The sequence below is a fragment of the Marinococcus sp. LNHM5E3-2.1 genome (assembly GCF_056034365.1).
In genome coordinates, this window is record NZ_JBQLIB010000012.1 from 38,907 (window position 1) to 64,937 (window position 26,031).

At 48.5% G+C, this 26,031-nt stretch carries 28 protein-coding genes and 1 tRNA gene; 26 read left to right on the forward strand and 3 right to left on the reverse strand.

Annotated features, from left to right (window positions below; genetic code table 11):
• Positions 1-16 precede the first annotated feature (16 nt).
• On the reverse strand, positions 17-388 hold the full coding sequence (locus ACTRXH_RS12845; protein ID WP_022793589.1) for a hypothetical protein: 372 nt from the start codon (positions 386-388) through the stop codon (positions 17-19).
• A gap of 441 nt (positions 389-829) precedes the next feature.
• Here ACTRXH_RS12845 and ACTRXH_RS12850 point away from each other — a divergent pair, with 441 nt between their 5' ends.
• The 22 genes from ACTRXH_RS12850 to ACTRXH_RS12955 all read left to right on the forward strand — a co-directional run bounded on the left by ACTRXH_RS12850 (position 830) and on the right by ACTRXH_RS12955 (position 22,470).
• Positions 830-1,900, forward strand: a complete 1,071-nt coding sequence (locus ACTRXH_RS12850; RefSeq protein ID WP_474282475.1) for a M24 family metallopeptidase — start codon at positions 830-832, stop codon at positions 1,898-1,900.
• A 74-nt stretch (positions 1,901-1,974) separates the two neighbouring features.
• On the forward strand, positions 1,975-2,532 hold the full coding sequence (gene efp, locus ACTRXH_RS12855; RefSeq protein ID WP_474282477.1) for an elongation factor P: 558 nt from the start codon (positions 1,975-1,977) through the stop codon (positions 2,530-2,532).
• Between the two features lie 140 nt (positions 2,533-2,672).
• On the forward strand, positions 2,673-3,056 hold the full coding sequence (locus ACTRXH_RS12860) for a hypothetical protein (protein WP_322525822.1): 384 nt from the start codon (positions 2,673-2,675) through the stop codon (positions 3,054-3,056).
• Between the two features lie 30 nt (positions 3,057-3,086).
• Entirely contained in the window at positions 3,087-3,491 is a 405-nt protein-coding gene (locus ACTRXH_RS12865) for an Asp23/Gls24 family envelope stress response protein (protein ID WP_474261837.1), read from the forward strand.
• A gap of 96 nt (positions 3,492-3,587) precedes the next feature.
• A complete protein-coding gene (nusB, locus tag ACTRXH_RS12870) occupies positions 3,588-4,001 on the forward strand; it encodes a transcription antitermination factor NusB (RefSeq protein ID WP_022793584.1) in 414 nt (137 codons plus the stop codon).
• Entirely contained in the window at positions 3,998-4,858 is an 861-nt protein-coding gene (gene folD, locus ACTRXH_RS12875; RefSeq protein WP_474282479.1) for a bifunctional methylenetetrahydrofolate dehydrogenase/methenyltetrahydrofolate cyclohydrolase FolD, read from the forward strand. Before nusB ends, folD begins: the two co-directional genes overlap by 4 nt.
• Before the next feature lie 4 nt (positions 4,859-4,862).
• Positions 4,863-6,248 carry an exodeoxyribonuclease VII large subunit gene (gene xseA, locus ACTRXH_RS12880; protein WP_474282481.1) on the forward strand — a complete coding sequence of 462 codons (1,386 nt, stop codon included), beginning with the start codon at positions 4,863-4,865 and terminating at the stop codon, positions 6,246-6,248.
• 2 nt (positions 6,249-6,250) lie between these two features.
• A complete protein-coding gene (xseB, locus tag ACTRXH_RS12885) occupies positions 6,251-6,484 on the forward strand; it encodes an exodeoxyribonuclease VII small subunit (RefSeq protein WP_474282483.1) in 234 nt (77 codons plus the stop codon).
• Positions 6,481-7,368: a polyprenyl synthetase family protein gene (locus ACTRXH_RS12890; protein WP_474282485.1), complete on the forward strand. Its 888-nt coding sequence runs from the start codon at positions 6,481-6,483 to the stop codon at positions 7,366-7,368. The genes xseB and ACTRXH_RS12890 overlap by 4 nt, the downstream gene beginning before the upstream one ends.
• 858 nt (positions 7,369-8,226) lie before the next feature.
• The gene (locus ACTRXH_RS12895; protein WP_474282487.1) at positions 8,227-8,838 is read left to right on the forward strand and encodes a hypothetical protein; all 612 of its coding nucleotides are present in this window, start codon (positions 8,227-8,229) and stop codon (positions 8,836-8,838) included.
• A gap of 10 nt (positions 8,839-8,848) precedes the next feature.
• Entirely contained in the window at positions 8,849-10,747 is a 1,899-nt protein-coding gene (gene dxs, locus ACTRXH_RS12900) for a 1-deoxy-D-xylulose-5-phosphate synthase (protein WP_474261842.1), read from the forward strand.
• Positions 10,744-11,571: a TlyA family RNA methyltransferase gene (locus ACTRXH_RS12905; RefSeq protein ID WP_474261843.1), complete on the forward strand. Its 828-nt coding sequence runs from the start codon at positions 10,744-10,746 to the stop codon at positions 11,569-11,571. The genes dxs and ACTRXH_RS12905 overlap by 4 nt, the downstream gene beginning before the upstream one ends.
• 143 nt (positions 11,572-11,714) lie before the next feature.
• Positions 11,715-12,164, forward strand: a complete 450-nt coding sequence (gene ahrC / locus ACTRXH_RS12910; RefSeq protein ID WP_079476774.1) for a transcriptional regulator AhrC/ArgR — start codon at positions 11,715-11,717, stop codon at positions 12,162-12,164.
• A 25-nt stretch (positions 12,165-12,189) separates the two neighbouring features.
• Positions 12,190-13,914 (forward strand): DNA repair protein RecN, encoded by a 1,725-nt coding sequence (gene recN / locus ACTRXH_RS12915; protein WP_474282489.1) that lies wholly within the window; start codon positions 12,190-12,192, stop codon positions 13,912-13,914.
• Positions 13,915-14,046: 132 nt separating this feature from the next.
• On the forward strand, positions 14,047-14,817 hold the full coding sequence (gene spo0A / locus ACTRXH_RS12920) for a sporulation transcription factor Spo0A (RefSeq protein WP_474261845.1): 771 nt from the start codon (positions 14,047-14,049) through the stop codon (positions 14,815-14,817).
• A 30-nt stretch (positions 14,818-14,847) separates the two neighbouring features.
• Positions 14,848-15,948: a Leu/Phe/Val dehydrogenase gene (locus ACTRXH_RS12925; protein WP_474282491.1), complete on the forward strand. Its 1,101-nt coding sequence runs from the start codon at positions 14,848-14,850 to the stop codon at positions 15,946-15,948.
• Between the two features lie 204 nt (positions 15,949-16,152).
• The gene (gene lpdA, locus ACTRXH_RS12930) at positions 16,153-17,568 is read left to right on the forward strand and encodes a dihydrolipoyl dehydrogenase (RefSeq protein WP_474282493.1); all 1,416 of its coding nucleotides are present in this window, start codon (positions 16,153-16,155) and stop codon (positions 17,566-17,568) included.
• A 20-nt stretch (positions 17,569-17,588) separates the two neighbouring features.
• A complete protein-coding gene (locus tag ACTRXH_RS12935; protein ID WP_474282495.1) occupies positions 17,589-18,596 on the forward strand; it encodes a thiamine pyrophosphate-dependent dehydrogenase E1 component subunit alpha in 1,008 nt (335 codons plus the stop codon).
• A gap of 1 nt (position 18,597) precedes the next feature.
• Positions 18,598-19,581: an alpha-ketoacid dehydrogenase subunit beta gene (locus ACTRXH_RS12940; protein WP_474261849.1), complete on the forward strand. Its 984-nt coding sequence runs from the start codon at positions 18,598-18,600 to the stop codon at positions 19,579-19,581.
• A 13-nt stretch (positions 19,582-19,594) separates the two neighbouring features.
• On the forward strand, positions 19,595-20,845 hold the full coding sequence (locus ACTRXH_RS12945; RefSeq protein ID WP_474279605.1) for a dihydrolipoamide acetyltransferase family protein: 1,251 nt from the start codon (positions 19,595-19,597) through the stop codon (positions 20,843-20,845).
• A gap of 129 nt (positions 20,846-20,974) precedes the next feature.
• Positions 20,975-21,961, forward strand: a complete 987-nt coding sequence (locus tag ACTRXH_RS12950) for a metal ABC transporter solute-binding protein, Zn/Mn family (protein ID WP_474279603.1) — start codon at positions 20,975-20,977, stop codon at positions 21,959-21,961.
• Positions 21,962-22,041: 80 nt separating this feature from the next.
• The gene (locus tag ACTRXH_RS12955; RefSeq protein WP_022793566.1) at positions 22,042-22,470 is read left to right on the forward strand and encodes a BrxA/BrxB family bacilliredoxin; all 429 of its coding nucleotides are present in this window, start codon (positions 22,042-22,044) and stop codon (positions 22,468-22,470) included.
• A gap of 68 nt (positions 22,471-22,538) precedes the next feature.
• On the opposite strand, the gene ACTRXH_RS12960 is transcribed toward ACTRXH_RS12955, so the two are convergent.
• Positions 22,539-22,775 carry a hypothetical protein gene (locus tag ACTRXH_RS12960; RefSeq protein WP_474261852.1) on the reverse strand — a complete coding sequence of 79 codons (237 nt, stop codon included), beginning with the start codon at positions 22,773-22,775 and terminating at the stop codon, positions 22,539-22,541.
• A gap of 169 nt (positions 22,776-22,944) precedes the next feature.
• Between ACTRXH_RS12960 and ACTRXH_RS12965 the strand changes: the two genes are divergently transcribed.
• The 3 genes from ACTRXH_RS12965 to ACTRXH_RS12975 all read left to right on the forward strand — a co-directional run bounded on the left by ACTRXH_RS12965 (position 22,945) and on the right by ACTRXH_RS12975 (position 24,642).
• Positions 22,945-23,307 carry a hypothetical protein gene (locus ACTRXH_RS12965; protein ID WP_474282498.1) on the forward strand — a complete coding sequence of 121 codons (363 nt, stop codon included), beginning with the start codon at positions 22,945-22,947 and terminating at the stop codon, positions 23,305-23,307.
• Between the two features lie 73 nt (positions 23,308-23,380).
• A tRNA-Arg gene (locus tag ACTRXH_RS12970) sits at positions 23,381-23,455 on the forward strand.
• Between the two features lie 170 nt (positions 23,456-23,625).
• Positions 23,626-24,642 (forward strand): aromatic acid exporter family protein, encoded by a 1,017-nt coding sequence (locus tag ACTRXH_RS12975; RefSeq protein ID WP_462867683.1) that lies wholly within the window; start codon positions 23,626-23,628, stop codon positions 24,640-24,642.
• Between the two features lie 71 nt (positions 24,643-24,713).
• On the opposite strand, the gene prli42 is transcribed toward ACTRXH_RS12975, so the two are convergent.
• A complete protein-coding gene (prli42, locus tag ACTRXH_RS12980) occupies positions 24,714-24,794 on the reverse strand; it encodes a stressosome-associated protein Prli42 (RefSeq protein WP_156847924.1) in 81 nt (26 codons plus the stop codon).
• 102 nt (positions 24,795-24,896) lie between these two features.
• Between prli42 and ACTRXH_RS12985 the strand changes: the two genes are divergently transcribed.
• Complete coding sequence (locus ACTRXH_RS12985; RefSeq protein ID WP_474261879.1) at positions 24,897-26,021, forward strand: M20/M25/M40 family metallo-hydrolase; 1,125 nt, start codon at positions 24,897-24,899, stop codon at positions 26,019-26,021.
• Positions 26,022-26,031: the final 10 nt, after the last annotated feature.

The window sequence follows — 26,031 nt, forward strand, 5'->3', positions numbered from 1 at the left end:
AGATCAGGCGTTTATTTTACGCCCGATCTTTTTTTCGGTTTTTGTTTCCCTGAATTACTTTCAGGTTTGCATCGTTTCGTCGTTTACTGGAGTTTTTAGCGGATTTTTTCTTCTGCTGCTTCTGGGCCTGTTTGAAATTTTTCGCCTGATTTCCTTTCGCTGCCCCCGGCCGTCCCGAAGCAGCATTAGAGCCGGCTTGGTATTGGTTCATCATCGCTCGCTTCATGATAACTTTTGTGAAAAGGAAATATAATCCAACAGCGATAGCTGCACCAATAACAAGATAGAGAAGCAGACCAAGCGGGTCTGTTACGAGCCGGTAACCCACCCCTAAAATGGCAAGTCCCAGCACAACAGTGGCAATGGGATTTTTCAGCGCTTGCTGCATGGAACACACCTCTCGTTTCGTTAAAATTTTCATGCGTTATCAGCGGGCAGGGACAGTTATATCGAAAATTAATCAAATAGTATAGTACATTAAATAGTAAAAATCAGAGATGCCCTGATATCCTTCTTGCTAAATCAAACAGCTTCCTTGAGAAGATTTACTTCCATACCCGCTGGGTGAGGCGGTGAAACTTTCTGCAGAGGCATAAGGAGGTAGGGGGGATATAGTGTTAATAGAAATAGTACTTAAATTTTACAATAAAGATTTGAAATGCGCTACTTTTAAACATTCTCTCACAGTAATATTAATATTCCCATATTCTAACGAAAATACACGTGATATATAAATGAAGCTCTCCACCCTCCTAATGCCTGTTTCCCTTCCGGGCGTTGTGTTACGATAAACAGGGAAGCAAAGTTAATCGAAAAAGAGGTGTCGGTAATGCATGAAATCACAGCACGTATTCGGGAAGACCTTGAACATAAAAAGCTCGACGCTCTAGTGATACAAAGCCCTTATAATCGCCGTTATGTGAGTGGTTTTACCGGTTCAGCCGGTACGCTGGTTATCACAAAAAAATCGGCCCGGCTGATTACGGATTTTCGTTATGTGGAGCAGGCTAACGATGAAGCCCTTGATTTCGAGGTGGTGGAGCAGAAAGGTTCGGCATGGGATATGGTCGAAGAGATCGCCCAGAGTGAAGAAGTGACCTCCATCGGATTTGAAAAGCAGCATGTAACCTATGCACAGTTTGAAGATATGAGAGAAAAATTAAGCGGATCCCTTTCTCCGGTATCGGGAATTGTGGAAAAGCAGCGGGCGTACAAATCTAAAGAAGAAGTGGATAAGCTGCAGACAGCGGTCAATATTGCTGAGGATGCGTTTGAACACATTAAATCGATCATTGCCCCGAACATGACCGAGCTTGATGTAAGTAACGAGCTGGAATTTTACATGAGAAAAAACGGTGCAGCTGGATCTTCATTTGATATTATCGTTGCTTCGGGCTGGAGAGGCGCTCTTCCTCACGGTATCGCTTCCGATAAAGTGATAGAGGATGGGGAGCTGGTGACGCTTGATTTTGGGGCTTATGTGGACGGATACTGCTCGGACATTACAAGAACCCTCGCTGTCGGTGAACCCAATGACGACCTGAAAAAAATATATCAAACCGTATATGAAGCCCAGGTGAAGGCCGTGGAGCAGATTGGGCCGGGAATGACCGGAAAAGAAGCAGATGCGATCGCGCGGGAGCATATTAATAAAGAAGGTTTCGGCGAGCGCTTTGGCCACAGTCTCGGGCATGGACTCGGTATGGAAGTGCATGAACAGCCGGGCGTTTCCCCGAAAAGCGATGTGCAGCTCGAGCCGGGCATGGTGATTACCATTGAACCGGGGATTTATGTACCGGAGCTTGGCGGCGTTCGAATAGAAGACGACGTTCTTATTACCGAAACAGGCATCCGGAAGCTCAGCTACTCCGCAAAAGAGCTGACGATTGTCGGCAATTAACCGGGAGTGCGTATAAAAAAACGCACAGCTGTGATATAGTAATAATCGATCAATTGAAGAGTGGAGGAACGTTTATGGTTTCAGTTAATGATTTTAAAACAGGACTCACCATCGAAACAGACGGCGATATCTGGACAGTGGTCGAATTCCAGCACGTAAAGCCTGGAAAAGGGGCAGCATTTGTCCGCTCCAAACTCCGCAGTCTGCGTACGGGTAACATTCAGGAAAAAACTTTCCGCGCGGGTGAAAAAGTGAATAATGCCCACATCGAACGCCGGAAAATGCAGTATTTGTATGCGAGCGGTGATGTGCATACATTTATGGATATGGAGACGTTTGACCAAATGGAATTGACGAGCGAGCAGCTGAAGTATGAATTAAACTTTCTGAAAGAAAACATGGAAGTGTCCATCACCAGTTATGGGACTGAAACACTTGGTGTTGAAGTGCCTAACACGGTAGAGCTTGAAGTCAAAGAAACAGACCCAAGTATTAAAGGTAACACTCAGTCCGGAGGATCCAAGCCGGCAGTGGTAGAAACCGGCTATCGTCTGCAGGTCCCTATTTTCATTGAAGAAGGCGAGCGGATCGTGGTCGATACAAGGACCGGCTCATACGCCTCCCGTGCCTAAAAACTAACGGCCTGCCATTGGGGAGGCCGTTTTTTCTTGAACAAATAGACGCAGGTGGCTCCGGACCGGTGAAATTGCAGAATCACCGTGATATAATGGAATGGAATTTTGAGCGGTAATACGGAAAGAGAGGCTATTATATGGAATGGAATGATTTAACGGAAGGCGCAAAAGCGGTACTTGAACAGACCCGCAATATGAAAAGCGACCAAATACAGATCGTGGAATTTGAAATAGGGTTTGAGCACCAGTACGGAGAACCCGGCCATGAATATACGGTATCGATTCAGGAAGAAGATTACCAAAGCATTAAACAGTTTGCTGAAGAAAATGAGTACGGAGAAAAGTATCATATGGCCCGGAATAAGGATATTGTCAAATTGATTCTGCTTGAAAAAGGAAAAATTCCTGATAATCTTTCTGAGTATCCCGTATTCCGCCAATATAAATACGAATATGTACAAAAGCAGAAAGAAGCGGAAGAAAAAGAAAGAGCAGAAGCAGAGGCGGAGCAGGACGAATAAAATCATGCTGCATAGAAAGCGGGGAGCGCTGTGAGCGAATACACGCTGCTTACGATAGGCGAAGAAAAAGAAAGCCTGGGAAATATTGAGATCGCCCGGGACGTGATTGAAGTAGTGGCAAGCATTGCCGCGCTCGAAGTCGAAGGGGTATACGACCTGCAGGGCAGCATCGCAGATGATGTAGCAGAGCGTCTCGGCCGGAAATCATACGGCAAAGGTGTGAAGATAGACTTGACTGAAAGCGGGGCGGTGGTAACGATCAGCATGCTGATTCATTACGGAAGCTCTGTGCCCGTTACGGCTAAGCAGGTACAGGAAAACATTCAGCAGACCGTACGGGGCATGACAGATATTCACATCGATGCGGTGAACGTACACATTATCGGCCTGCAGTTCCCTGAAGAAGAGCAGCCGTTACAGGAACAGGAAAAATGAACAGGGGGGCTCTCCCGCAACCGTTTTTCGGGGCAGCCGTCCTTCTTTCATTTACGAATACGGCTCCGGGTACATAGGAGAAAAGGAGAACACGAAATGAATCGACGTTTAGCCAGGCTTCGGTCCGTACAGGCACTGTACCAGATGGATATTACAGATGTTGATGCAGACCAGGCAATAAAAAATTCCATGCTCGAGGATGAAGAAGCAGATGAATTTCTGATTTCTGCGGTGCATGGCGTATGGGAACACCTAGTAGAAATTGATGAACGGCTCGTAGATCAGCTTGAACACTGGACTCTTGAACGGGTTGGGAACGTGGACCGGGCTATTTTAAGAGAGTGCGTTCATGAGATGTTATATGTACCTGATATTCCACTGCATGTCAGCGTCAATGAAGCCATTGAACTGGCCAAAGCATTCGGTGGTGTAGAGGCAGGGAAATTTGTCAACGGCGTGTTGTCGAATATTTTAAGCGATTGTGAGCGTGAAGGGAGAGAGAGCGAATGAGTGCCCAGCTGATCAGCGGCAAAGAAGTAGCAGCTTCATTGCGTGAGGAAATCAAGCAGGAGGTCGCCTCCTGGAATAACGGAGAGCAAATACCGGGGCTTGCCGTGGTTTTAGTAGGAGATAATCCGGCTTCGAGGTCGTACGTCAAAGGAAAGCAGAAGGCGTCTAAAGAAGTCGGTATCCATTCAGAATTAAAAGAACTGCCGGAATCGGTTACTGAAGAAGAACTTTTGCAGGTTGTAAAGGATTATAACGACAATGAAGATATCCACGGAATTTTGGTGCAGCTGCCGCTGCCGGATCACATTTCGGATAAAAAAGTAATTGAAACCATTTCGCCTGATAAAGATGTAGATGGGTTTCATCCCATTAACATCGGCCGGATGATGACCGGCCAGGAGGCGTTTCTTCCCTGTACTCCATACGGCATTATTAAAATGCTTGAATACACCGGGGTTTCAATTGAAGGCAAACACGCTGTCGTTCTCGGACGAAGCAATATCGTCGGTAAACCGATGGGTCAGCTGCTTTTAAATAAAAATGCTACGGTTACCCACTGCCATTCACGCACGAAAGACCTGGAGTCCTACATGCAGTCGGCAGATATTTTGATTGCGGCCATCGGCCGGCAGGAGTTCGTTAAAGGAAAAGATGTTAAACCGGGAGCTGTCGTGATAGACGTCGGGATGAACCGTAAGGAGGACGGTAAGCTTTGCGGAGACGTTGATTTTAAAGAAGTGAGCGAGAAAGCCTCATACCTCACGCCGGTACCGGGAGGCGTCGGTCCGATGACGATTACGATGCTCCTCTACAACACACTGCAATCTGCTAAACGTTTTCACCGGCAGGAGGCATAAGGCCATGCAGTCACCTGCAGATAAATGGCTCTCCGTTTCCCAGCTGACGGGTGCGATCAAGCGTTCTATCGAACAGAACCCAGGGCTGCAGAAAGTATGGCTCCGCGGAGAAATCTCAAACTTTAAAAAGCACAGCAGGGGTCACATGTATTTCACCCTGAAGGACGAGCAGGCGAGAATATCGGCGGTTATGTTTGCCGGAAAAAACAAAAATCTTTCTTTTATTCCGGAAAACGGCATGAAGGTTCTCGTAACAGGCAGCGTCTCTGTGTATGAGCCTTTCGGGCAGTACCAGATGTATGTGAACGCGATGGAGCCGGATGGGATCGGACAGCTGTACGTGCGCTTTGAACAGCTGAAAAAACAGCTGGAGGCCGAAGGGCTGTTTGCACCGGAGCATAAGCGTTCTCTCCCACCCATCCCAAGGCATATTGTCGTAATCACGTCGCCGACCGGTGCAGCCATACGGGATATTGTATCCACCCTGAAGCGACGTTTTCCCCCGGTGAAAATCACATTGTTCCCTGTGCTGGTGCAGGGGGAACAGGCGCCGGGATCGATCACCCGGGCTCTTGAGAGAGTCGAAAAAATGACTAGCGCAGATGTAGTCATCGTTGGACGCGGAGGCGGCTCTATCGAAGACCTGTGGGCGTTTAATGAAGAAGTGGTGGCACGAGCCATCCGGAACGTAAGCGTGCCGGTGATTTCCGCTGTGGGACACGAAACAGATGTTACGATTGCCGACTTTACTGCGGATGTGCGGGCAGCGACGCCAACAGCGGCTGCTGAGATAGCTGTCCCGATGATCAGTGAACTCGAGGAAAAAGTCCGGCAACTGCAGAATCGCCTGCACCGGCAGATGAATTATAAAATACAGGAGCAGCGCACCCGGCTTGCCAAGCTCCGTCGCTCGTATGCATTTAAATACCCGGCCCGCCTGTTTGAGCAAAAAGAACAGGATCTTGACCGGATGATGGAAAGGCTTGAAAAGCAGGCGCTGCAGACGATAAAAACAAGCAGGCAGAAGCTTGAAGAAACAGAAAAGCGGCTTATGCGCCAGCACCCCGAGCGCTTAATCGAACTTGAACGCGAGCGGATGCACGAAAAGCGGGCCCGGCTGCAAAAAGCGATGAATCAGCAGGTGGAGCGGAAAAAAGCCACTTTTGCAAAATCACTGCAGGCGCTTGAGCTGCTGAATCCGCTGGCTATTTTACAGCGCGGCTACAATGTTGCTTACGACGAAAATGATAAGGTGCTGTCTTCGATTGCCCAGGCAGAAGAAGGAAGCAGCCTGCGGATGTATATGACGGATGGGTATCTGCAATGTGAAGTTAAAGAAAAAGGGGAAGATGGCTTTGAGGCACTTTCCCGTCCGGAAAAGGAGCGGTAATCTTGGCAGAACAAGAACAAACTTTTGAACAGGCGATGGAAAAGCTCGAGCAGATCGTAGAACGGCTCGAGGAAGGCGAAGTGCCTCTGGAAAAAGCGATCACGATGTATCAGGAGGGCATGACGCTTTCCAACACGTGTCATGAAAAGCTGCAGAAGGTTGAAAAGCAGATGGACGAAATTGTGGATGAGAACGGAGAGGTAACACCGTTTGAAAACGAGGAACCGGGCGAATGAGTGCAGATCTCCAGCATTTTTTCGATACATACCGGCCGTCTGTCGACCGGGCTCTGACTGACCGGGTACGTGCATTAAAAACGCCGGAGACGCTGAAAGAAGCGATGCTTTATTCTCTCGAAGCAGGAGGGAAACGTGTGCGTCCGCTGCTTTCACTGGCTGTGCTGCAATGCTACCGCCCGGTGGAAGAAGAGGATCTTCCGGCCGCGTCTGCCGTAGAGCTGATTCATACGTATTCGCTCGTCCATGATGATCTGCCGTCGATGGACGATGATGACTGGCGCCGGGGACAGCCGACGAATCATAAAAAATTCGGGGAAGCCGCGGCCATTTTAGCGGGTGATGCTCTGCAGACGACAGCCTTTTCCTGGATTGTGGAAGCCGGCCGGCCGGCTTCTGCCGCTGCCAGACTGCAGCTGGTACAGGAGCTGGCTGAGGCCTCCGGAAGCGAAGGCATGGTTGGCGGTCAGATGGCCGACCTCGAAGGGGAAAGGCAGTCTCTCACCCTGGAGGAGCTCGAATACATTCATCATCATAAAACGGGAGATCTGTTGACCTACGCAGCAGTTTCCGGATCGCTGATAGCAGAAGCTGTAGACGAAGATGTGGAAAACTGGCGTGCATTTGGCCGGGAACTCGGTCTCGTTTTTCAAATTAAGGATGACATTCTGGATGTAGAGGGCTCTCTCGAGGAAATGGGAAAGTCCTCCGGAAGCGATGAAACGAAAGAAAAAAGCACGTATCCAAAGCTGCTGACGCTTGAAGGGGCAAAAGAGAAACTCGCCCATCATATTGAACAGGCGGAAAAGCTGCTCGGGCGCATGACGGTAGACACGTCCCTTTTAACAGCATTTCTCCAATATGTTGGTCAGCGTAATCACTAAAGCAGAACGAATTAGTTTTCAGGACAGAAAAACCATGCTAAAATAACTTTGAAAAGTTGAATGGTGCAGTATCCTAGTCGGTTCTCCATTTTCGAAGGCGGGCCTAAAAATCCGCTGAAGGGCACATCGATGAAGTTCCTGGCGTCGGCTTGCGGCGCCCAGCCCTGGGTCGGTGCTGGGAGTTAAGGCGTAAGGGCGATCCACAATGGCATGTGGGCGCGAACCCTTTCGCCGTGGAGGCTGCGGTTATGCATCCGGGTCATCCTGGAAGACGGATACCGTCCCGGACGCATGCCGCGGTAAGACCTGTTGCAAGGGCCAAGGGAAGGCCTTTCGACAGCGTAGCCTGCCTTGAGTGGAACAGTGGGGAGGTTGTTCAATTGGTATCATACCGGTCGGCCAACTGGTATGGGACCCAACAACTGAAACTTGTTCTGCAAAAGAGGATAAGAAAGTGGCACGGAACTGCCGGGGAAAACCCCTAGGCTGTTTGACGCACGTCCGGAGTGGATTGCAGTGTGGTCTGAGTGGTAATTCAGTCGAACTGCCGGTGACGGCGTTCACCAGGCATTAAAGGGAAACCACCGATTCGGCGACGAATTGGCTGCCTGGTGGGAAATCCTACTGGACCTAAGCCACAAGGTTTACGCTCCGGGCGACCATTCAACTTTATACATAAGTAGTTGAAGAAGCGCTGACAGGCGCTTTTTTCTTTTACGTGAGTGTTTGAGGGGAAAGCAGAGAAAAGCTTAAATGTATGTTATTTAGGGTATAAACAATCAGGCCAGAGCACAAAATGATATTAAAAGAATGAGATGTACGTTATGATAAAAACAAAGAATTTGGTGATAAGTGAAGATGAATAGTTTATGGAAAAAATCACTCCGGTGGAGTACGTTAATTGGGTTTGTTACTCTGATACTTGCAGCAATCTTCTCGGTAGTCTCGACAGCAGTGCTTTCGGGGGTTGGCTGGGCGATTGGCATGGTAGTCGTGCTGATCATCGTATTTACCGGTGTCATCTTTGATGTGATCGGTGTAGCTGCCACCGCGGCAAAGCCGAGACCATTCAATGCAATGGCCGCTAAAAAAGTTCCCGGGGCCTCCCACAGTGTTTTTATTCAGCGGAACGCCGACCGGGTTGCGAACTTTTGTGCCGACGTGATCGGCGATATCAGCGGGGTTGTAAGCGGGACGGCCAGCTCGGCAGTTGTTGTGCAGCTTGGTATGACCATTGGCACAAATAACAGCTCCAACGGCCAGCTGGTTCTAAGTACTATATTCACCGCTGTCGTGGCAGCGCTCACAGTCAGCGGGAAAGCACTTGGGAAAACACTAGCGATTACGTATGCGAATAATATTGTTTTTCAGGTCGGAAGAGTCTTGTATTTTATTGAAAATAAGTTAAAAATTAAGCTGATTCCAAAGAAAAGAAGATGGAATTCATCAACAGAAAAACATAGCAGGTAGGGGGATTTAAATGAACCTGGAAACGATCCAAGACCCTGGATTCATGAAGGAATACAATGATAAAGAGCTAAAAGCACTCGGGGAAGACATACGGGCTTTTCTAATTGAAAAATTATCCGTTACGGGCGGCCATCTCGGTCCCAATCTCGGAGTAGTGGAATTAACGCTCACCCTGCATCAGCTGTACAACACGCCAAAAGACAAACTCATCTGGGACGTCGGGCACCAGTCCTACGTGCACAAAATTTTAACTGGACGCGCGGATCGCTTTGATTCGCTGCGCCAGTACCAGGGGCTTTGCGGCTTCCCTAAACGCTCAGAAAGTGAACATGACGTATGGGAGACTGGCCACAGCTCGACGTCGCTGTCTGCGGCAGAGGGAATGGCGCTTGCGAATCAGCTGAAGGGCGAAGATGCCAAAGTAGCAGCTATTATTGGTGATGGAGCCCTTACTGGCGGTATGGCTCTTGAAGCACTTAACCATATCGGGCATGAACAGACGGACGTTACTATTATTCTGAACGACAATGAGATGTCGATTTCTCCGAACGTAGGGGCACTCCACAGTATGCTCGGCCGTATTCGGACAGCCGGTACTTACCGCAGAACGAAAGAAGACGTCGACCATATGCTGCGCAGAATTCCTGCGTTCGGGTCGAAGCTTGCTTCCTATGCCGACCGGATGAAAGACAGCATGAAGCAGATGGTTCTGTCCGGCATGTTTTTTGAAGAGCTTGGATTTACGTATCTCGGTCCAGTGGATGGTCACGATCTCGATGACCTGCACGCTAACATTAAATATGCCAGAGACACTAACGGACCGGTGATTGTGCATGTACTCTCCAAAAAAGGCAAAGGCTACACACCGGCGGAGGAGGATGCCAAAGGAACGTGGCACGGTCTTGGGCCCTATAAGATTGAATCCGGTGAAGTAATTAAAAAACCGGCAGCCGCGCCTGCCTACAGTGCCGTATTCAGCAATACCCTGCAAAAAATAGCAGAACAGGATTCGCGTCTGGTGGCCATAACAGCGGCTATGGCCGGCGGTACGAAGCTCGACACGTTTGCGGACAAATTCCCGGATCGCATGTTTGACGTAGGCATCGCCGAACAGCACGCTACGACGATGTCTGGAGCGCTTGCCACGCAGGGAATGAAGCCGGTGTTCGGCGTGTACTCCACGTTTTTGCAGCGGGGCTACGACCAGCTTGTTCATGACGTCTGCCGCCAGAATCTGAATGTGCTCTTTGGCATTGACCGTGCAGGACTGGTCGGCGCTGATGGAGAGACGCACCAGGGCGTGTTTGATATTGCATACCTGCGGCATTTACCGAATATGAAAATATTGATGCCGAAGGATGAAAATGAACTGCAGCATATGCTGTACTCGGCTTTCCATAATGACGATGGCCCGACAGCTGTCCGCTATCCGCGTGGTAACGGCCTCGGAGTGGAGATGGATGAAGAGTTTCAAATGATTCCTTATGGCAAATGGGAAATCGTCCGTGAAGGGACGGACTGTACGATCCTCTCGTTTGGAACAATGCTTCCAATCGTAGAGGAGGCAGCTGCTTTGTTAAGCAGCCAGGGCACAGATGTCCGTATCGTTAATGCCCGTTCAGCCAAGCCGCTTGATGATGAAATGCTCGAAGAATTAGCTGAAGAAGGTAAGCCGGTGCTGACAGTCGAAGAAGCAGCACTGAAGGGCAGCTTCGGAAGTGCCGTGCTTGAATATATGGCCGACCATGAGCATGACTCGCTTCCAATCCGCCGGATGGGCATTGCCGACTACTATGTAGAGCATGGCAGTGTGCCGGAGCTTTATGAAGAACTGGGCCTCACGCCAGAGAAAGTAGCGGAAAAAGTGGCGGCGATGACCAGTAAAGAAAGAACAAATATCCGCGGATGAATAAAGAACGCATTGATACGCTGGTAGTGCAGAAGGGACTATTTGATTCCCGGGAAAAAGCTAAACGGGCAATTATGGCAGGTCTTGTACTGGCAGATGATGAAGTGGTGGACAAGCCCGGCGCAAAAATAAGTGATGAGGCAGCTTTACGCCTGAAGGGAAAGCAGATGCCCTACGTCAGCCGGGGCGGATTAAAGCTGGAAAAAGCTATTGAGTCTTTTCAGCTGGAGCTGCAGGACGCTGTGGTGCTCGATGTCGGAGCTTCTACCGGGGGCTTCACCGACTGCGCGCTGCAAAACGGGGCTTCTATGGTATATGCGTTGGATGTCGGCTACAATCAGCTCGCCTGGAAGCTTCGCCAGGACCCCCGGGTAGAGGTGATGGAAAGAGTGAATTTCAGGTACCTGGATAAAAGTCAGCTGACGCGCGGGCTTCCCGGGCTGCTGATCGCTGACGTATCCTTTATCTCTCTGGAAAAGCTTTTCCCGGTGATGCCGCAGGTGCTGGCCGCAGGTGCCGGCTTTTGCGTACTCATCAAGCCGCAGTTTGAAGCGGGACGGGAAAAGGTTGGCAGAAAAGGCATTGTCAGGGACCCCGCGGTGCACAGGGAGGTACTGAAAAAAACAATTCAGTCAGCCGAAAGCTATAACTTAGTGCCGGAAGCGCTCGATTTTTCACCGATTACCGGGGGAGACGGCAATATTGAATACCTGCTGTATGGTTCGGTATTAAGCGATAAGCCGTCTCCTCTCAGTGAAGAGCAAATAGAAGCTGTAGTCCGTGATGCACATGAATCATTCAAGAAAAAACTGGAACCTTCGTAAACGCCGATACCCTTCGGCGTTTTTTTTGTTTAACTCACGGTTTTGAAAGAATTTTTAAATCATGGCATGCTATTTACTCATAAACTTGTATAATTATAATGAAATAGTTATGATGAAAGTAGTTTTGCACGGGAGGTTTCGGGATGAATAAGGGACAAAGACATATAAAAATCAGGGAATTGATTTCAAATACAGACATAGAAACGCAGGATGATTTAGTAGCGAGACTCCGGGGGGATGGCTACAACGTAACCCAGGCGACGGTGTCACGGGATATTAAAGAGCTTCACCTTGTGAAGGTGCCGATGATTGATGGCAGATACAAGTACAGCCTGCCTGCCGATCAGCGCTTCAACCCTATGCAGAAATTAAAACGGGCGCTCGTGGACAGCTTTGTCGGCATTGACCATTCGGAGAATTTAATTGTCATGAAAACACTGCCGGGCAACGCCAATGCTGTAGGTGCACTCATTGATAATCTGGACTGGGAAAATATTATGGGAACCATTTGCGGGGATGATACGATTCTCATTATATGCAAGCAGAAGGAAAATTCGCCGGAGATTGTAAACCGATTTTTAGAAATGCTTTAACGCTAATTGGAAATGGGGTACAGAAATGCTTGAAGAAATTTCCATCAAAAATTTTGCCATTATCGAAGAGTTAACCGTTTCATTTGAAAATGGATTAACAGTATTAAGCGGTGAAACGGGTGCCGGAAAATCCATCATCATTGATGCGATCGGCCTGCTTATCGGTGGAAGGGGATCGGCTGAATATGTACGCCACGGAGAAAAACGGGCAGAAATGGAAGGGCTGTTCCGCCTGGAGGATAACCACCCCGCAGTTGAAAAATTAGAGGCCGCAGGCATTGATATTGAAGATGATATGGTCGTTTTGCGCCGGGATATTACGCATCAGGGCAAGAGCATCTGCCGCATCAACGGTAAATTGGTGACGCTTGCTGTATTAAGGGAAACAGGCCACAGCCTCGTAGATATCCATGGCCAGCATGAACATCAGGATCTGATGCATGCTGAACGTCATCAGCAGATGCTTGACCGGTTCGGGAAAACGGAGCTTGAAGAAGCGCTTGAAGACTATCAAAAACGCTACTACCGTTTTGGACAGCTGCAGGCCAAATTAAAGCAGCTGAAGGAAAGTGACCAGGAAACAGCAAACCGGCTGGATTTTATTCAATACCAGCTTCAGGAAATTGAGGCCGCCGGCCTTCAGCCTGGTGAAGATGAAGATCTGGAAAAAGAACGTCACATTCTGGCCAACAGCGAAAAACTGTTTGAGGCGATCCGGGGAGCCTATGATCACCTGTACGGTGAAGGGAAAGCCCTCGACTGGGCAGGTATGGCCGTATCGAGCGTGGAAGAAGCCGCAGAAATCGATACAGATCTCGGAGAGCTTTCCGAATCAATCAGCTCGGCTTATTACATGATGGAAGAGGCAACGTTTACGCTTCGGGACAAAGCTGATTCCATGGCGTTTGACCCTGAGAGGTTAAACGAAGTGGAAAACCGGCTCGATGAGTTGAATAAGCTGAAAAGAAAATACGGAGATTCCGTTGAAGAAATTTTAGTGTATGCCTCCAAAATCGAAGAGGAAATCGATTCACTCGCCAATAAAGAAGAGCGAATCGCCGAATATGAGCAGGCGCTTTCCCAGGCAGCAGAAGAGCTGATTGCCGAAGCAAAAACATTAACCGATCTTCGCCGCCAGGCGGGTCATTCGCTTGCCGGCAGTGTGCAGCAGGAGCTTCAGGCACTATACATGGAGAAGGCTGCAATGGAAGTGCAGATTTCACCTCTCAGCCGGGGGAAAACCTATCAGACGCCGGAGGGGGAAACGTGGGTATTTAATGAAAAGGGAGCAGACAAGATTGAGTTCCTTATTTCAGCCAATGCAGGTGAGCCGTTAAAGCCGCTCGCAAAAGTAGCTTCCGGCGGGGAGATTTCCAGGATCATGCTGGCATTGAAAACGATCCTTTCCGGCTTCCAGCACGTTACTTCCCTGATTTTTGACGAGGTTGATACGGGTGTAAGCGGCCGGGTTGCCCAGGCGATTGCGGAAAAAATCCATCTGGTTTCCAGAGGCTCCCAGGTACTTTGCATCACCCATCTGCCACAGGTAGCTGCAATGGCAGACAGCCATTTGTATATTCAAAAAGAAGAAAAAGAAGAAAGAGTCCAAACGATCGTTACACCGTTAACGTCAGATTATAAAATCGATGAAATCGCCCGGATGATTTCGGGAGTCGAAGTGACGGCACTGACAAGAGAAAATGCGACTGAACTGCTGGAAATGGCTGAAAAAGCTAAAAGCAATGTGTAGCCCCAATAGAATGTGTCCGCCTGAAAAAGACAACTGCTGAAGTTGTCTTTTTCTATGCGACACGCTATGGTAAAATAATGTCGAAAGGAAAATGGAACGTGGCAGAGCCTGCGGCAAAAGGAGCGGAAAGAAATGATACGGGTCGTAGTGGCCGACGATAACAAAGAACTCGTCGAAGTATTAATTGAACATATAGAAGAACAGGAAGACATGGAAATAGCAGGGACGGCCCATAACGGGGAAGAGGCGCTCGAGGTAGTGGAACAAAAACGGCCGGAGGTCTTACTCCTTGATATTATTATGCCGCATCGGGACGGGCTTTCTGTATTAACGGCATTAAAAAATAAACATACTGTTAACACGAAAGTTATTATGTTAACTGCATTCGGTCAGGAGGATGTAACAAAAAAAGCGGTGGAGCTCGGGGCTGCCTATTACGTTTTAAAGCCATTTGATATGGAAGCACTGATGGCAAATATCCGGGATGTGCATAGAGAAAGCCTGAATTCCCAGGTGCTGATTGAGGATATGCCGGAAAAATCCTCTGGCCGTCGGTCGGTGGAAGAACGTATTAAGGATATTATTCAATATGTTGGTATTCCCTCCCATATTAAAGGCTATGTATATATGCAGGAAGCAGTGAAACTTGTGGTGGATGATATGCAGATGATTAACGCGGTCACCAAACAGCTGTATCCTGAAATTGCCCGGAAATTTCAGACGACGCCAAGCCGGGTCGAACGGGCGTTAAGACATGCCATCGTTGTTGCATGGGACCGCGGCCATACGCAGGCAATATCCGATCTGTTCGGCTGGAGCCAGGACGGTGCCTTGCCCTACAAGCCTTCAAACAGTGAATTTATCGCAGTAGTAGCCGACCGGCTTCGCACAGAGCAGATATAAATGTGAATTTACAAAAAAGGAGAACGAAAAATGGAATTGTTTGAACGTATGGAGCTGCACGATTATGAGCAGGTAGTTGTCTGCCAGGACCGGAATTCAGGATTAAAGGCAATTATTGCGATACATGATACGACCCTCGGCCCGGCTTTAGGTGGCACAAGGATGTGGACGTATGAGAATGAAGAAGCAGCGTTTGAGGACGTGCTGCGTCTCGCCAAAGGGATGACGTACAAAAATGCAGCAGCCGGGTTGAATCTTGGCGGAGGAAAAGCTGTGATTATAGGAGATGCCCGCACAGATAAGAATGAAGAGATGTTTCGTGCATTCGGTCGTTATATTGAAGGTCTTGCCGGGCGCTACATTACGGCAGAGGATGTCGGTACGACAGAGCATGATATGGATATTATCCACGAAGAGACGAACTTTGTGACCGGGATTTCCCTTTCTTCTGCTTCCGGTTCGAGCGGGAATCCTTCACCGGTCACCGCACGGGGTGTGTATCAGGGCATGAAAGCAGCGGCGAAGGAAGCCTTCGGTACCGACAGCCTTGCCGGCCGAACGATAGCAGTTCAGGGCGTGGGGCACGTATCATTTGAAATGTGCAGATTTCTTCATGAAGAAGGAGCCTCATTAATTGTAACGGATATCCGGGAAGCTTCAGTGGAGCGTGCTGTTCACACCTACGGAGCAACAGCAGTGGCGCCGGAAGAAATTTACGATGTTCCATGCGATATTTTCAGCCCGTGTGCGCTGGGAGGCGGATTGAATGAACGTACCATCCCCCGTCTTCAGGCAAAAGTTGTAGCAGGAGCAGCGAACAATCAGCTGCAGACGGAAGAGGACGGCATCCGTTTAGAGGATCGTGGCATCGTTTATGCCCCGGATTACATTATCAATGCAGGCGGCGTAATTAACATCGCCGACGAGCTCTACGGGTACGACCGCGAGAGAGCTATGAAGAAAGTTGACGGTATTTACGATAATATTGTTCGAGTGTTTGAAATTGCGGGACGCGACGGAATCCCATCGTTCCAGGCCGCCAATCGGCTGGCCGAAGAGCGCATTGAATCCATCAAGCGTTCAAGGAAACAGTTTCTGCCCCACTCGCGGCACATTTTAACGAACCGGTAAAGCAGCCTGAGCGCTGCTTTTTTTATTTTAGCACCAGGGTCTGTTTTACGGCTGATCAAAAGGATGTGCTATAATAATCTCCAAATGCCAAAACTTCTCTTCACCAGATCTATTTTCGTGCTATGATGAAACGGAAAAATCCATTAAAATAAAGTAGAGATAAATGAATAAAATCCTGGGTGAAAGCCCGCAGGAGGAATTTTTATGGCTAAAGAATATGACCTGGTCATATTAGGAGCTGGTACCGGCGGATATGTGGCCGCTGTGCATGCAGCAAAAAGAGGATTATCGACGGCGGTAGTAGAAGCCCGGGACATCGGAGGCACCTGCCTGCACCGTGGATGCATACCAAGTAAATCGTACTTAAAAAGCGCAGAAGTATATAAAATGATGCAGGAAAGTCTGGACTACGGCGTAGAAGCAGACAATGTGAGCCTGCAGTTCGGAAAGGTACGCGAAAAAAAGAACCAGACGGTACAACAATTACATAAAGGAGTCCAGCATCTGCTCTCTAGGCACCAGGTGGATGTATATTACGGACACGGGCGCATACTCGGGGCTTCCATATTTTCTCCAACGGCAAGCACCATTTCAGTGGAGACAGAAACAGAAGGAGAAAATATTATGCTGCAGCCCAAACAGATTATGCTCGCCACAGGCTCCCGTCCGGCGACGGTGCCAGGACTCGATATTGATGGCGAATACATTTTGTCCTCCGAGGAATTGCTCGAAGCAGAAAAGCTTCCTTCGTCAATCGTTATTGTCGGAGGAGGAGTTATTGGCGTGGAATGGGCTTCAATGCTTCAGGATTTCGGCGTAGAGGTACAGATGGTGGAACTCGGCGATCGCCTGCTTCCGATGATGGACGAGGCCGTGTCAAAAGAGGCGGAAAAACGCTTGAAGAAAAAAGGGGTCCGTGTTTATACAAATACACAGCTCGACCCTTCGTCTCTTACGAAAAACGGAGAAATAGCGGTCCGTACAGCATCCGGAGAGGCACTGGCGGCTGAGAAGATGCTCGTCGCTGTCGGAAGAAACGGCAACACGGGAGATCTGGGGCTCCACAATACAGAAGTCGAAGTACAGAACAGCTTCATCCAGACGTCCGACATGTACCAGACGAAGGAATCGCATATGTACGCTATCGGCGACGTTATCGGCGGCATGCAGCTCGCTCACGTGGCCTCACGGGAAGGCATCATTGCTGTAGAGCATATGCTCGGAAATCACCCTGAGCCCCTTAACTATAAGCACGTTCCTTCCTGTGTCTACTCGGATCCTGAAATGGCTTCCGTAGGCTGGACAGAGCGTGAAGCCGAAGATGCCGGGCTGGATATTAAAACAAGCACCGTTCCTTTTCAGGCGATAGGCAAGGCGCTAATAGAAAGTGATCCGGAAGGATTTATGAAAATGATTGTAGATAAAGACACTGAAGACGTGCTCGGCGTTCATATTGTTGGAAAAAAAGCGACCGAATTGATCAATGAAGGAGCACTTGCAGTCTATATGAATGCTGCACACCTTGAAATACAGGGAGCCGTGCATGCGCATCCGACATTGGCGGAAATTTATGCTGAAGGTGCCCTGGCTGTAGACGGAAAAGCTATTCACCACGGGTGAAATAACGAGGAGGAACGAAAATGATTCAGGAATACAGTACTCACCGGGAAGTAGGCTTAAGCGACGAAGAAGCGCTCACAATGTATGAAATTATGCTGAAGGCGAGACGTCTTGATGAACGGATGTGGCTGCTGAACCGTGCCGGCAAAATTTCTTTTGTTGTCTCCTGCCAGGGCCAGGAAGCGGCGCAGGCGGCTGCAGCTATGGCACTTGACCGTGATAAGGACTACCTGCTCCCGTATTACCGTGATTTTGGTCTCGTCATGGCATTTGGAATGACTGCAAAGGACTTGATGCTGGCAGCTTTTGCTAAAAAGGGAGATCCCAACTCTGAATCCAGGCAGATGCCGGGCCATTTCGGCCAGCGGAAAAATCGTATTGTGACCCAGTCCTCTCCGGTAACTACTCAGATTCCACATGCTGCCGGGTTCGGACTGGCAGCTAAAATGAAAAACAAGGATTTTGTTACGATGGTCACGTTTGGCGAAGGCTCCTCCAACCAGGGAGATTTTCATGAAGGTATGAATTTTGCTGGCGTTCATGATCTTCCGGTCGTGTTTTTCTGTGAAAACAATAAATACGCTATTAGCGTGCCACTCAGTAAACAGCTCGCCTGCGAGCATGTTGCTGACCGTGCAAAGGGCTACGGCATGCCGGGAGTAACCGTGGAGGGCACGCGTCCGTTTGAGGTGTATAAGGCAATGAAAGAAGCGGTGGACCGTGCGCGGGACGGTAAAGGTCCGAGCCTTGTGGAAGCGCTTGTGGCAAGACTCACACCTCATTCAAGCGATGATAACGACAAACTGTACCGTAGTGTCGAAGAAATGGATGAGGAAAAGCAGACCGATGCAGTTGTAGCTTTTGCCGATTACCTGCGGACAGAAGGGATACTTACCGAAGACAAAGAGCAGGCGATGGAGCAGCGGATTCGCGAGGAAGTGGATGCCGCCACGGATGCCGCTGAAGCAGCAGAATACCCGGCTGTCGAGACGCTTGGGCAGTATGTTTACGAGGAAGAAGGGAACTAATATGGCAGTCATGTCTTATATTCAGGCAATCAATACAGCGATGAAAGAAGAAATGGCGCGTGATGAAAATGTGTTCGTACTGGGCGAGGATGTCGGTCTGAAGGGCGGGGTCTTCCGTGCGACCGAAGAACTGCACAGCACTTACGGAGACCAGCGCGTCATCGACACTCCACTCTCCGAATCAGCGATCGCAGGAGTGGGCATAGGAGCTGCGATGTACGGCCTCCGCCCGGTAGCGGAAATGCAGTTTGCAGACTTTATTATGCCGGCAGTCAACCAGATTGTGTCCGAAGCAGCGAAAATCCGGTACCGTTCCAACAATGACTGGTACTGCCCGATTACGATCCGGGCACCGTTTGGCGGCGGGGTGCACGGCGCCCTGTATCATTCCCAGTCAGTAGAGGCGCTGTTTGCAAATACGCCGGGACTGAAGGTCGTGATTCCGTCCACCCCTTATGACGCGAAAGGGCTGTTGAAGGCTTCGATCCGGGATAACGACCCGGTGCTGTTTTTTGAGCATAAGCGTGCGTACCGGATGCTTAAAGACGAGGTACCGGAAGAAGACTACACGGTGCCAATCGGAAAAGCGGCGGTCAAACGGGAAGGCACTGATGTCACCGTGATTACATACGGACTGTGTGTGCATCTGGCCAATCAGGCCGCCGATACACTTGCCGCAGAAGGCATTGATGTGCATCTGGTGGATCTGAGAACCGTCTATCCAGTCGACCAGGAAGCAGTCAAAGAAGCCGCAGCTAAAACAGGAAAGGTGCTGCTTGTCACCGAGGATAACCTCGAAGGAAGCATCATGAGTGAAGTGTCGGCCATCATTTCCGAACACAATTTATTTGATCTCGATGCCCCGGTCCGGAGACTGGCTGCTCCCGATGTTCCGGCCATGCCTTACGCTCCGACACTTGAAAAAGAATTTTTAATGAACACGGATAAAATCACGACAGCGATACGAGATTTGGCGGAATTTTAGGAGGGTATCAAGGATGCGCAAAGAAGTAACCATGCCGCAGCTCGGGGAAAGTGTCACCGAAGGCACGCTATCCCAGTGGCTTGTAAAACCGGGCGATAAAGTAAAAAAATATGACCCCATCGCAGAAGTACTTTCGGATAAAGTGAGTGCAGAGATCCCGAGCTCTTATACAGGCGAAATCAGCGAACTCGTCGCTGAAGAAAACGAAACAGTGGCTGTGGGCACGCTCATATGCTACGTGGAAACAGAAGAAGCACAGCCGGCCGCGGCAGAAGAAACTGAGAAGCCTTCTGCAAAAACGGAACAAACGGCTCCGGCACAACAAACAGCCGGGGAGGACGAGAAGTCGATGAAAAAAAGGTATTCGCCGGTGGTATGGCGTCTCGCCCAGGAGAACGGTCTGGAGCTTGAAGAGATTGAAGGCTCCGGTAGACAGGGGCGCATTACAAAAAAAGATGTTGAAAAAGCGATCCGGGAAGGAGCAGAAAAAACCAAACAGGAAGAAGCTGCACCTTCGCCATTTCCAATCTATTCAACAAAGCCTTCTGAAAATCAGGAGGAGCGTGAAGGCGACACTATTATTCCGGTAACCGGAGCAAGAAAAGCCATTGCAGACAACATGGTGAAAAGCAAGCAGGAAATTCCACACGCCTGGACAATGATTGAAGTAGACGTGACGGATTTGGTAGCGTACCGGAACAGTGTGAAGGACGAGTTTAAACAAAAAGAAGGCTTTTCGCTGACGTATCTGCCGTTTTTTATGAAGGCTGTGTCCGAATCCCTGCAGCTGTTTCCGAGTCTTAATTCCACCTGGGACGGGGACCGGATTATTCAGCGCAAGGAAGTGAATCTGTCGATGGCTGTGGCCAGCGAGGAAGCTCTTTATGTCCCGGTCATCAAACGGGCAGACGAAAAAAACATCCGAGGTCTCGCCCGGGATATGCAGTCTCTGGCCACTAAAGTCCGCCAGGGGACCATTAAGGCAGAAGAAATGAGAAGCGGGACGTTCACGGTGAACAACACTGGTTCATTCGGCTCGGTGCAGTCCATGCCGATTATTAATCACCCGCAGGCAGCCATTCTTTCTGTGGAATCGATCGTAAAACGACCGGTTGTCATGCAGGGGGATATGATAGCGATACGCTACATGGTTAACCTGTGTCTTTCCCTGGATCACCGGATTTTGGACGGCCTGCTGTGCGGACGGTTTTTAGCTGATTTAAAGCAGCGGCTTGAAAATTATAAAGGCACCGAAAACATTTAAGAGAGGTTCCCCGAGGGAGCCCCTCTTTTTTGGGCATAAAAAAGAATCGTTCTTATTTACAAACGGACTCCTCTGCGCTAAAATCAATGTACATACAAAACGTAATCATTACGATAAAGAGGTGCAATGATGAAAAAACTATTTGTTTTAGGGGCAGCTGGGGCAGCCTTTATTTCTTTAAGCGCATGTGGTTCAGCAGATACTCAGGAAGAACAGGGAACAGAAGGTGAGGAAAAGCTCGAAGTGTACACCACACTTTTTGCCTGGGAAGACTTCACAAAACAGATCGGCGGCGATCATGTGAATGTAGAAAACGTCGTACCTGCAGGGTCGGATGCGCATACATATGACCCAACGCCGCAGACACTAACAAACATTGCGGAGGGAGATATGTTTGTTATGACTGGAAACGGGATGGAAGGGTTTGCCGACGAAGTGGAGAGTACTATTGGTAATCAGGATGTACAGATAGCCAGGGTGGCAGAGGCGGCCGGCGAGGAGGAAGCCCATGATCATGAGGAGGGCGAATCTGAAGAAGAACACGCTGAGCATGCTGAAGAAAGCCACAGCGGGGAAGAGCACGACCACAGCGGTACGGACCCTCACGTATGGATCGACCCGGTTCAGGCGAAAGAAGCAGCCGGCGTGATTAAAGACCAGCTGGTAGAGGCGGATCCAGATAATGAGCAGGCCTATGAAAGTAATTATGAGGAACTGTCGGCGGAGCTCGATGAATTAGATGAGCGGTTCCAGACTCTTGTGAATGAAAGCAGTAAAAATCAATTTATTGTTTCCCATGCAGCATATGGGTACTGGGAAGAACGATACGGATTGGAAGAAATTGCTGTTAACGGCGTAAACGCCCAGAGTGAACCTTCCACGCAGGAAATTAACAATATCATCGACACAGCAGAAAAAAATGACCTGAACGCCATTATGGTGGAGGAAAACATCCCTTCTGACACCACAGATGTTCTTCAGGAAGAAATCGGAGCAGAAGTGTATACGCTGAATAATCTCGAATCAGCCAGCGATGAAGAGATTGCTGATGGCGCGAGCTACGTATCATTAATGAATCAAAATATCGATAACCTTGAAAAAGCATTGAACGAATAACTTTTCAAGCTTCTCACTTGTGATTTCCTGTTCTTATCCGCTACAATGTAGGTATTCGGTGAAGGAAAGGAAGGATTTTAATGAATTTTGATTTTTACGTTAATGATATAGTACAAGCTTCCCGGGATGAAATCGAAGAAGCGGGCTACCAGTCTCTTCGTACCCCGGAAGAAGTTGATGAAGTGTTGAACAAGGAAGGCACGACACTTGTTATGGTAAACTCCGTGTGCGGCTGTGCTGGAGGCATTGCCCGTCCGGCAGCAGCTTACATGACAAATTATGATACGAAGCCGGACCGGCTTGTGACCGTGTTCGCAGGTCAGGATAAAGAAGCGACCGAGCAGGCCCGTTCTTACTTTACAGGATTCCCGCCGTCGTCCCCATCGTTTGGGCTCTTAAAAGACGGAGAATTGGTGCGCATGGTTGAGCGTCATGAAATTGAAGGCCACGAGCCGATTCAGGTTGTTCAAAAACTCGAAGAAGCTTTCGATCAATACTGCACAAAATAAAAAGTGCCCTCCGGGGGCGCTTTTTTTTGTAAAAAAAAGCTCCTTCCTAAAGAAGGAGCCTGTAGAATTTATTTTTCCAAATGATAGATGTTGCCGTCCTGCTCTACAGTAGTATCAACATCCGGAAATACAATTTCGCTTGTTTTCGGCTCGAATTCCTGGGAAGTTTCAAAACCAACCCGATAGTCATTACTTTTTGTTGAAGGGCCTTCCTCTTTTGTCACACTGTACCATAGTGTTTTGCCATTAGAAGCGATTGTTGTCTGCGGTTCTCCTACATTAGCTTTAAATGTTACTTCTGCCATATGCTATCCCTCTTTCTTCGTGTAAGATCTATTAAGGATTCTTCCCTCTGGAGCTTTTGATTTAAACGTCAATTGCAAAAATAAGAAATGGCAGGGAAGTGCCTTGACGCTCAGCTTTATATTCGTGGTATACTGTTTCGGAATACATAAATGAAAAGGGCGGAGACAAATGATTCAGACGCATTATGAAAAAATTCAGGAATACTTAAACATGAATGAAGAGATTTCGTACGAAGAGTTCCGTGATTACTACCAAAACGTCATCGATGAACTTGATGCAAACGCATCCGGCTATGAAGAAGATCAGGTGTGGAAGGCCTTGTTTATTACCGAGAGCATCATGTCCAATGCGGAAGACCGCCAGAAGCGGACGAAAAAAAAGCAGGAGTCCAAGAAGTTCGGAAAGATGCAGGAACGTTCCAGAGTGTATTCCCAGCATTTTACTAAAAGACTTCAGGAAGCAGGGTACAGTGAAGAGGATATCAACGAACAGTTTGAAAAAATGCTCGAAGGCTCTCCCGGGGAAGCGTAATTAAAAAATGGGTTGACTTTCATATTCGTTCATTGGTATAGTATTCATTGTCTTGTTAAAACATATGACAAAAGCGCCTATGGTGAAAGGGATATCACTCGAGATTCCGGTTCTCGCATTCCAGGTTCGAGTCCTGGTAGGCGCACCAATGAATAAATGTGTAAGCAAAGGAGCTATTCCTTTGCTTTTTTATTTGTTTTTAGGCTGGTACGAATGCAGAAGAGGGCGCTGCCGGGATGAAAGGCGCCAGTCAGTTTCCCTCTGCCTGTGTTTACGATATAATATAAGAACGAATGAATAAACTGAGAGGTTTTTTAGATGGGGAGATTCCGAATTGGATATCGGACGCTGAAAACAGCAGTAGGCACGGCTATATCCGTATACATTGCCCAGCTGCTGCAGCTGGATTATTACATATCAGCAGGTGTCATTACCATTCTTTGTATTACAACGACTAAAAGGGGCTCCCTGACTGTCAGCATTGAACGACTCGTTTCCTGTGTGATTGGGCTCGGGGTCGCTAGTGTATTCTTTGAACTGATAGGCTATAATCCGGTGGCCATCGCTGCACTCTTTCTCATCAGTATTCCACTCAGCGTAGCAGCGAACGCTGCCCGGGGTATCGTCACAAGCAGTGTTATCGTCCTGCACCTTTATACAGAAGAACAGGTGAGCGCAGGTATCTGGATGAACGAGCTCGCGATTATTTTTATCGGCATTGGGGTAGCTTTAATTATGAACCTTTATATGCCGAGCAGTGAAAAAAGCCTGGCCCAGGACCAATTAAGCCTTGAAGACGCTTTTCGCAAAATTTGGGAGGAATACGCAAACTACCTTCGTTTTGGAGATAATATCTGGGACGGGGCAGAATTTTCGGATGCAGCGAAGATTATTGATGAAGCTAAAGGAAAAGCCCTGAGAGATATAGATAACCACTTCCTCCGGGATGACGACTACTTTTATCACTATTTCCGTATGAGGGAAAAACAGTTCTCGGTACTCGAGAGTATCCTGCCGTTTATTTCTTCGATTGATCAGTCAGTGCCCCAGGGCCATAAAATGGCTGATTATATGGATGAATTAAGCGACGCTGTCTCCCCGGGTAATACTGCCGGCTATTTTTTATACCGTCTTGACGAAATGAAGTATGAAATTCAGCAGATGGAGCTGCCTAAAACAAGGCATGAATTCGAAATACGTTCCTCTCTGTTTTATATTTTGTATGAAATTGAAGAATACCTGCTCATTAAAAAAATGTTTAAGCCCGATCCGAAGCGTACCCATACAATATCGGGCAAACGATTAAACAGACAGATGGCACGCAGAAACAAATAAAAAGCAGAACAAGTGGGTATGAAAACCCGCAAGTTCTGCTTTATCCGATACATACAAGGATTGACGTTTATTTAAAACATCACCGCTCCGCCCATTAACAGGCTGCTGCCGACAAGCGCAAAGATCATAATGTAAATAATGACTTTCTGCATTCTAACCCCCGCTTTCAATAAAAACTGATGCTCAAATTATAACACAGCAGGCAAAAAAATATATAATAAACCTAAGCAACCCGCAAAGGAGTTATAATAGTGATGGCAAATCAGGAACGTTTAATACAGGAATTTATCGAACTGGTGCAGATAGACTCGGAAACGAAGCATGAAGCCAAAATCGCAGATGTCATCAAACGCAAATTCCAACAGCTTGGCCTCGAGACAAAAGAAGATAATGCCAAAGCCCTGACCGGACACGGAGCAGGAAACCTGGTCTGTACGTTAAAAGGCACAGACAGCACAAAGCCGGTAATTTATTTCACCTCTCACATGGATACAGTCGAACCGGGGAAAGGTATTGAACCCGAAGTGCAGGATGAATATATCGTTTCAAGCGGGGAAACCATTCTCGGAGCTGATGACAAAGCAGGGATTGCGGCGATGCTTGAAATGATAAAAGTACTTCAGGAAGAAGACGAGCCTTATGGTGATGTTCAGTTTATCATCACAGTCGGGGAAGAGTCCGGCCTTGTGGGCGCAAAGCATCTTGATACCGGACTTGTGCACGCCGATATGGGTTATGCGCTTGATAGTGACGGACCGGTTGGCACGCTCGTCACGTCAGCGCCGTACCAAACGAAAATGCACGCGACTATTTACGGAAAGAAAGCGCACGCAGGTGTGGAGCCGGAAAAAGGCATTTCAGCCATCAGTGTTGCTTCTAAAGCAGTGACTAAGATGCCGCTTGGACGAATTGATGAAGAAACAACAGCCAACATCGGAAGCTTTGCCGGAGGCACGCAGACAAATGTCGTATGTGATGAAGTCGTGATTTCTGCTGAAGCACGCTCCTTTAAACCGGATAAGCTGAGCAGACAGATAGCTGCGATGCGCGGGGCTTTCGAAGAAGCAGCAGAAGAAATGGGCGCCGAGGCATCTATTGACATACAGCCAATGTATGAAGGATACGTGCTGGCTGAATCAGATGATGTGGTGCAGCGTGCTGTGCAGGCCGCCAACCGGCTCGATGTGGAGCCGAGAACTGTACAGAGCGGAGGCGGCAGTGATGCCAACGTGATTTCCGGCTACGGCATACCTACCATCAATCTGGGCGTCGGGTATGAAAATATCCACACTACGGAAGAACGGCTGCTTATAAAAGAATTTGTGAAAGTACCAGCGTTTATGGCGGCCATTGTAACTGGGCCGGCAGAAGACGCGTAAAGGAGGACAG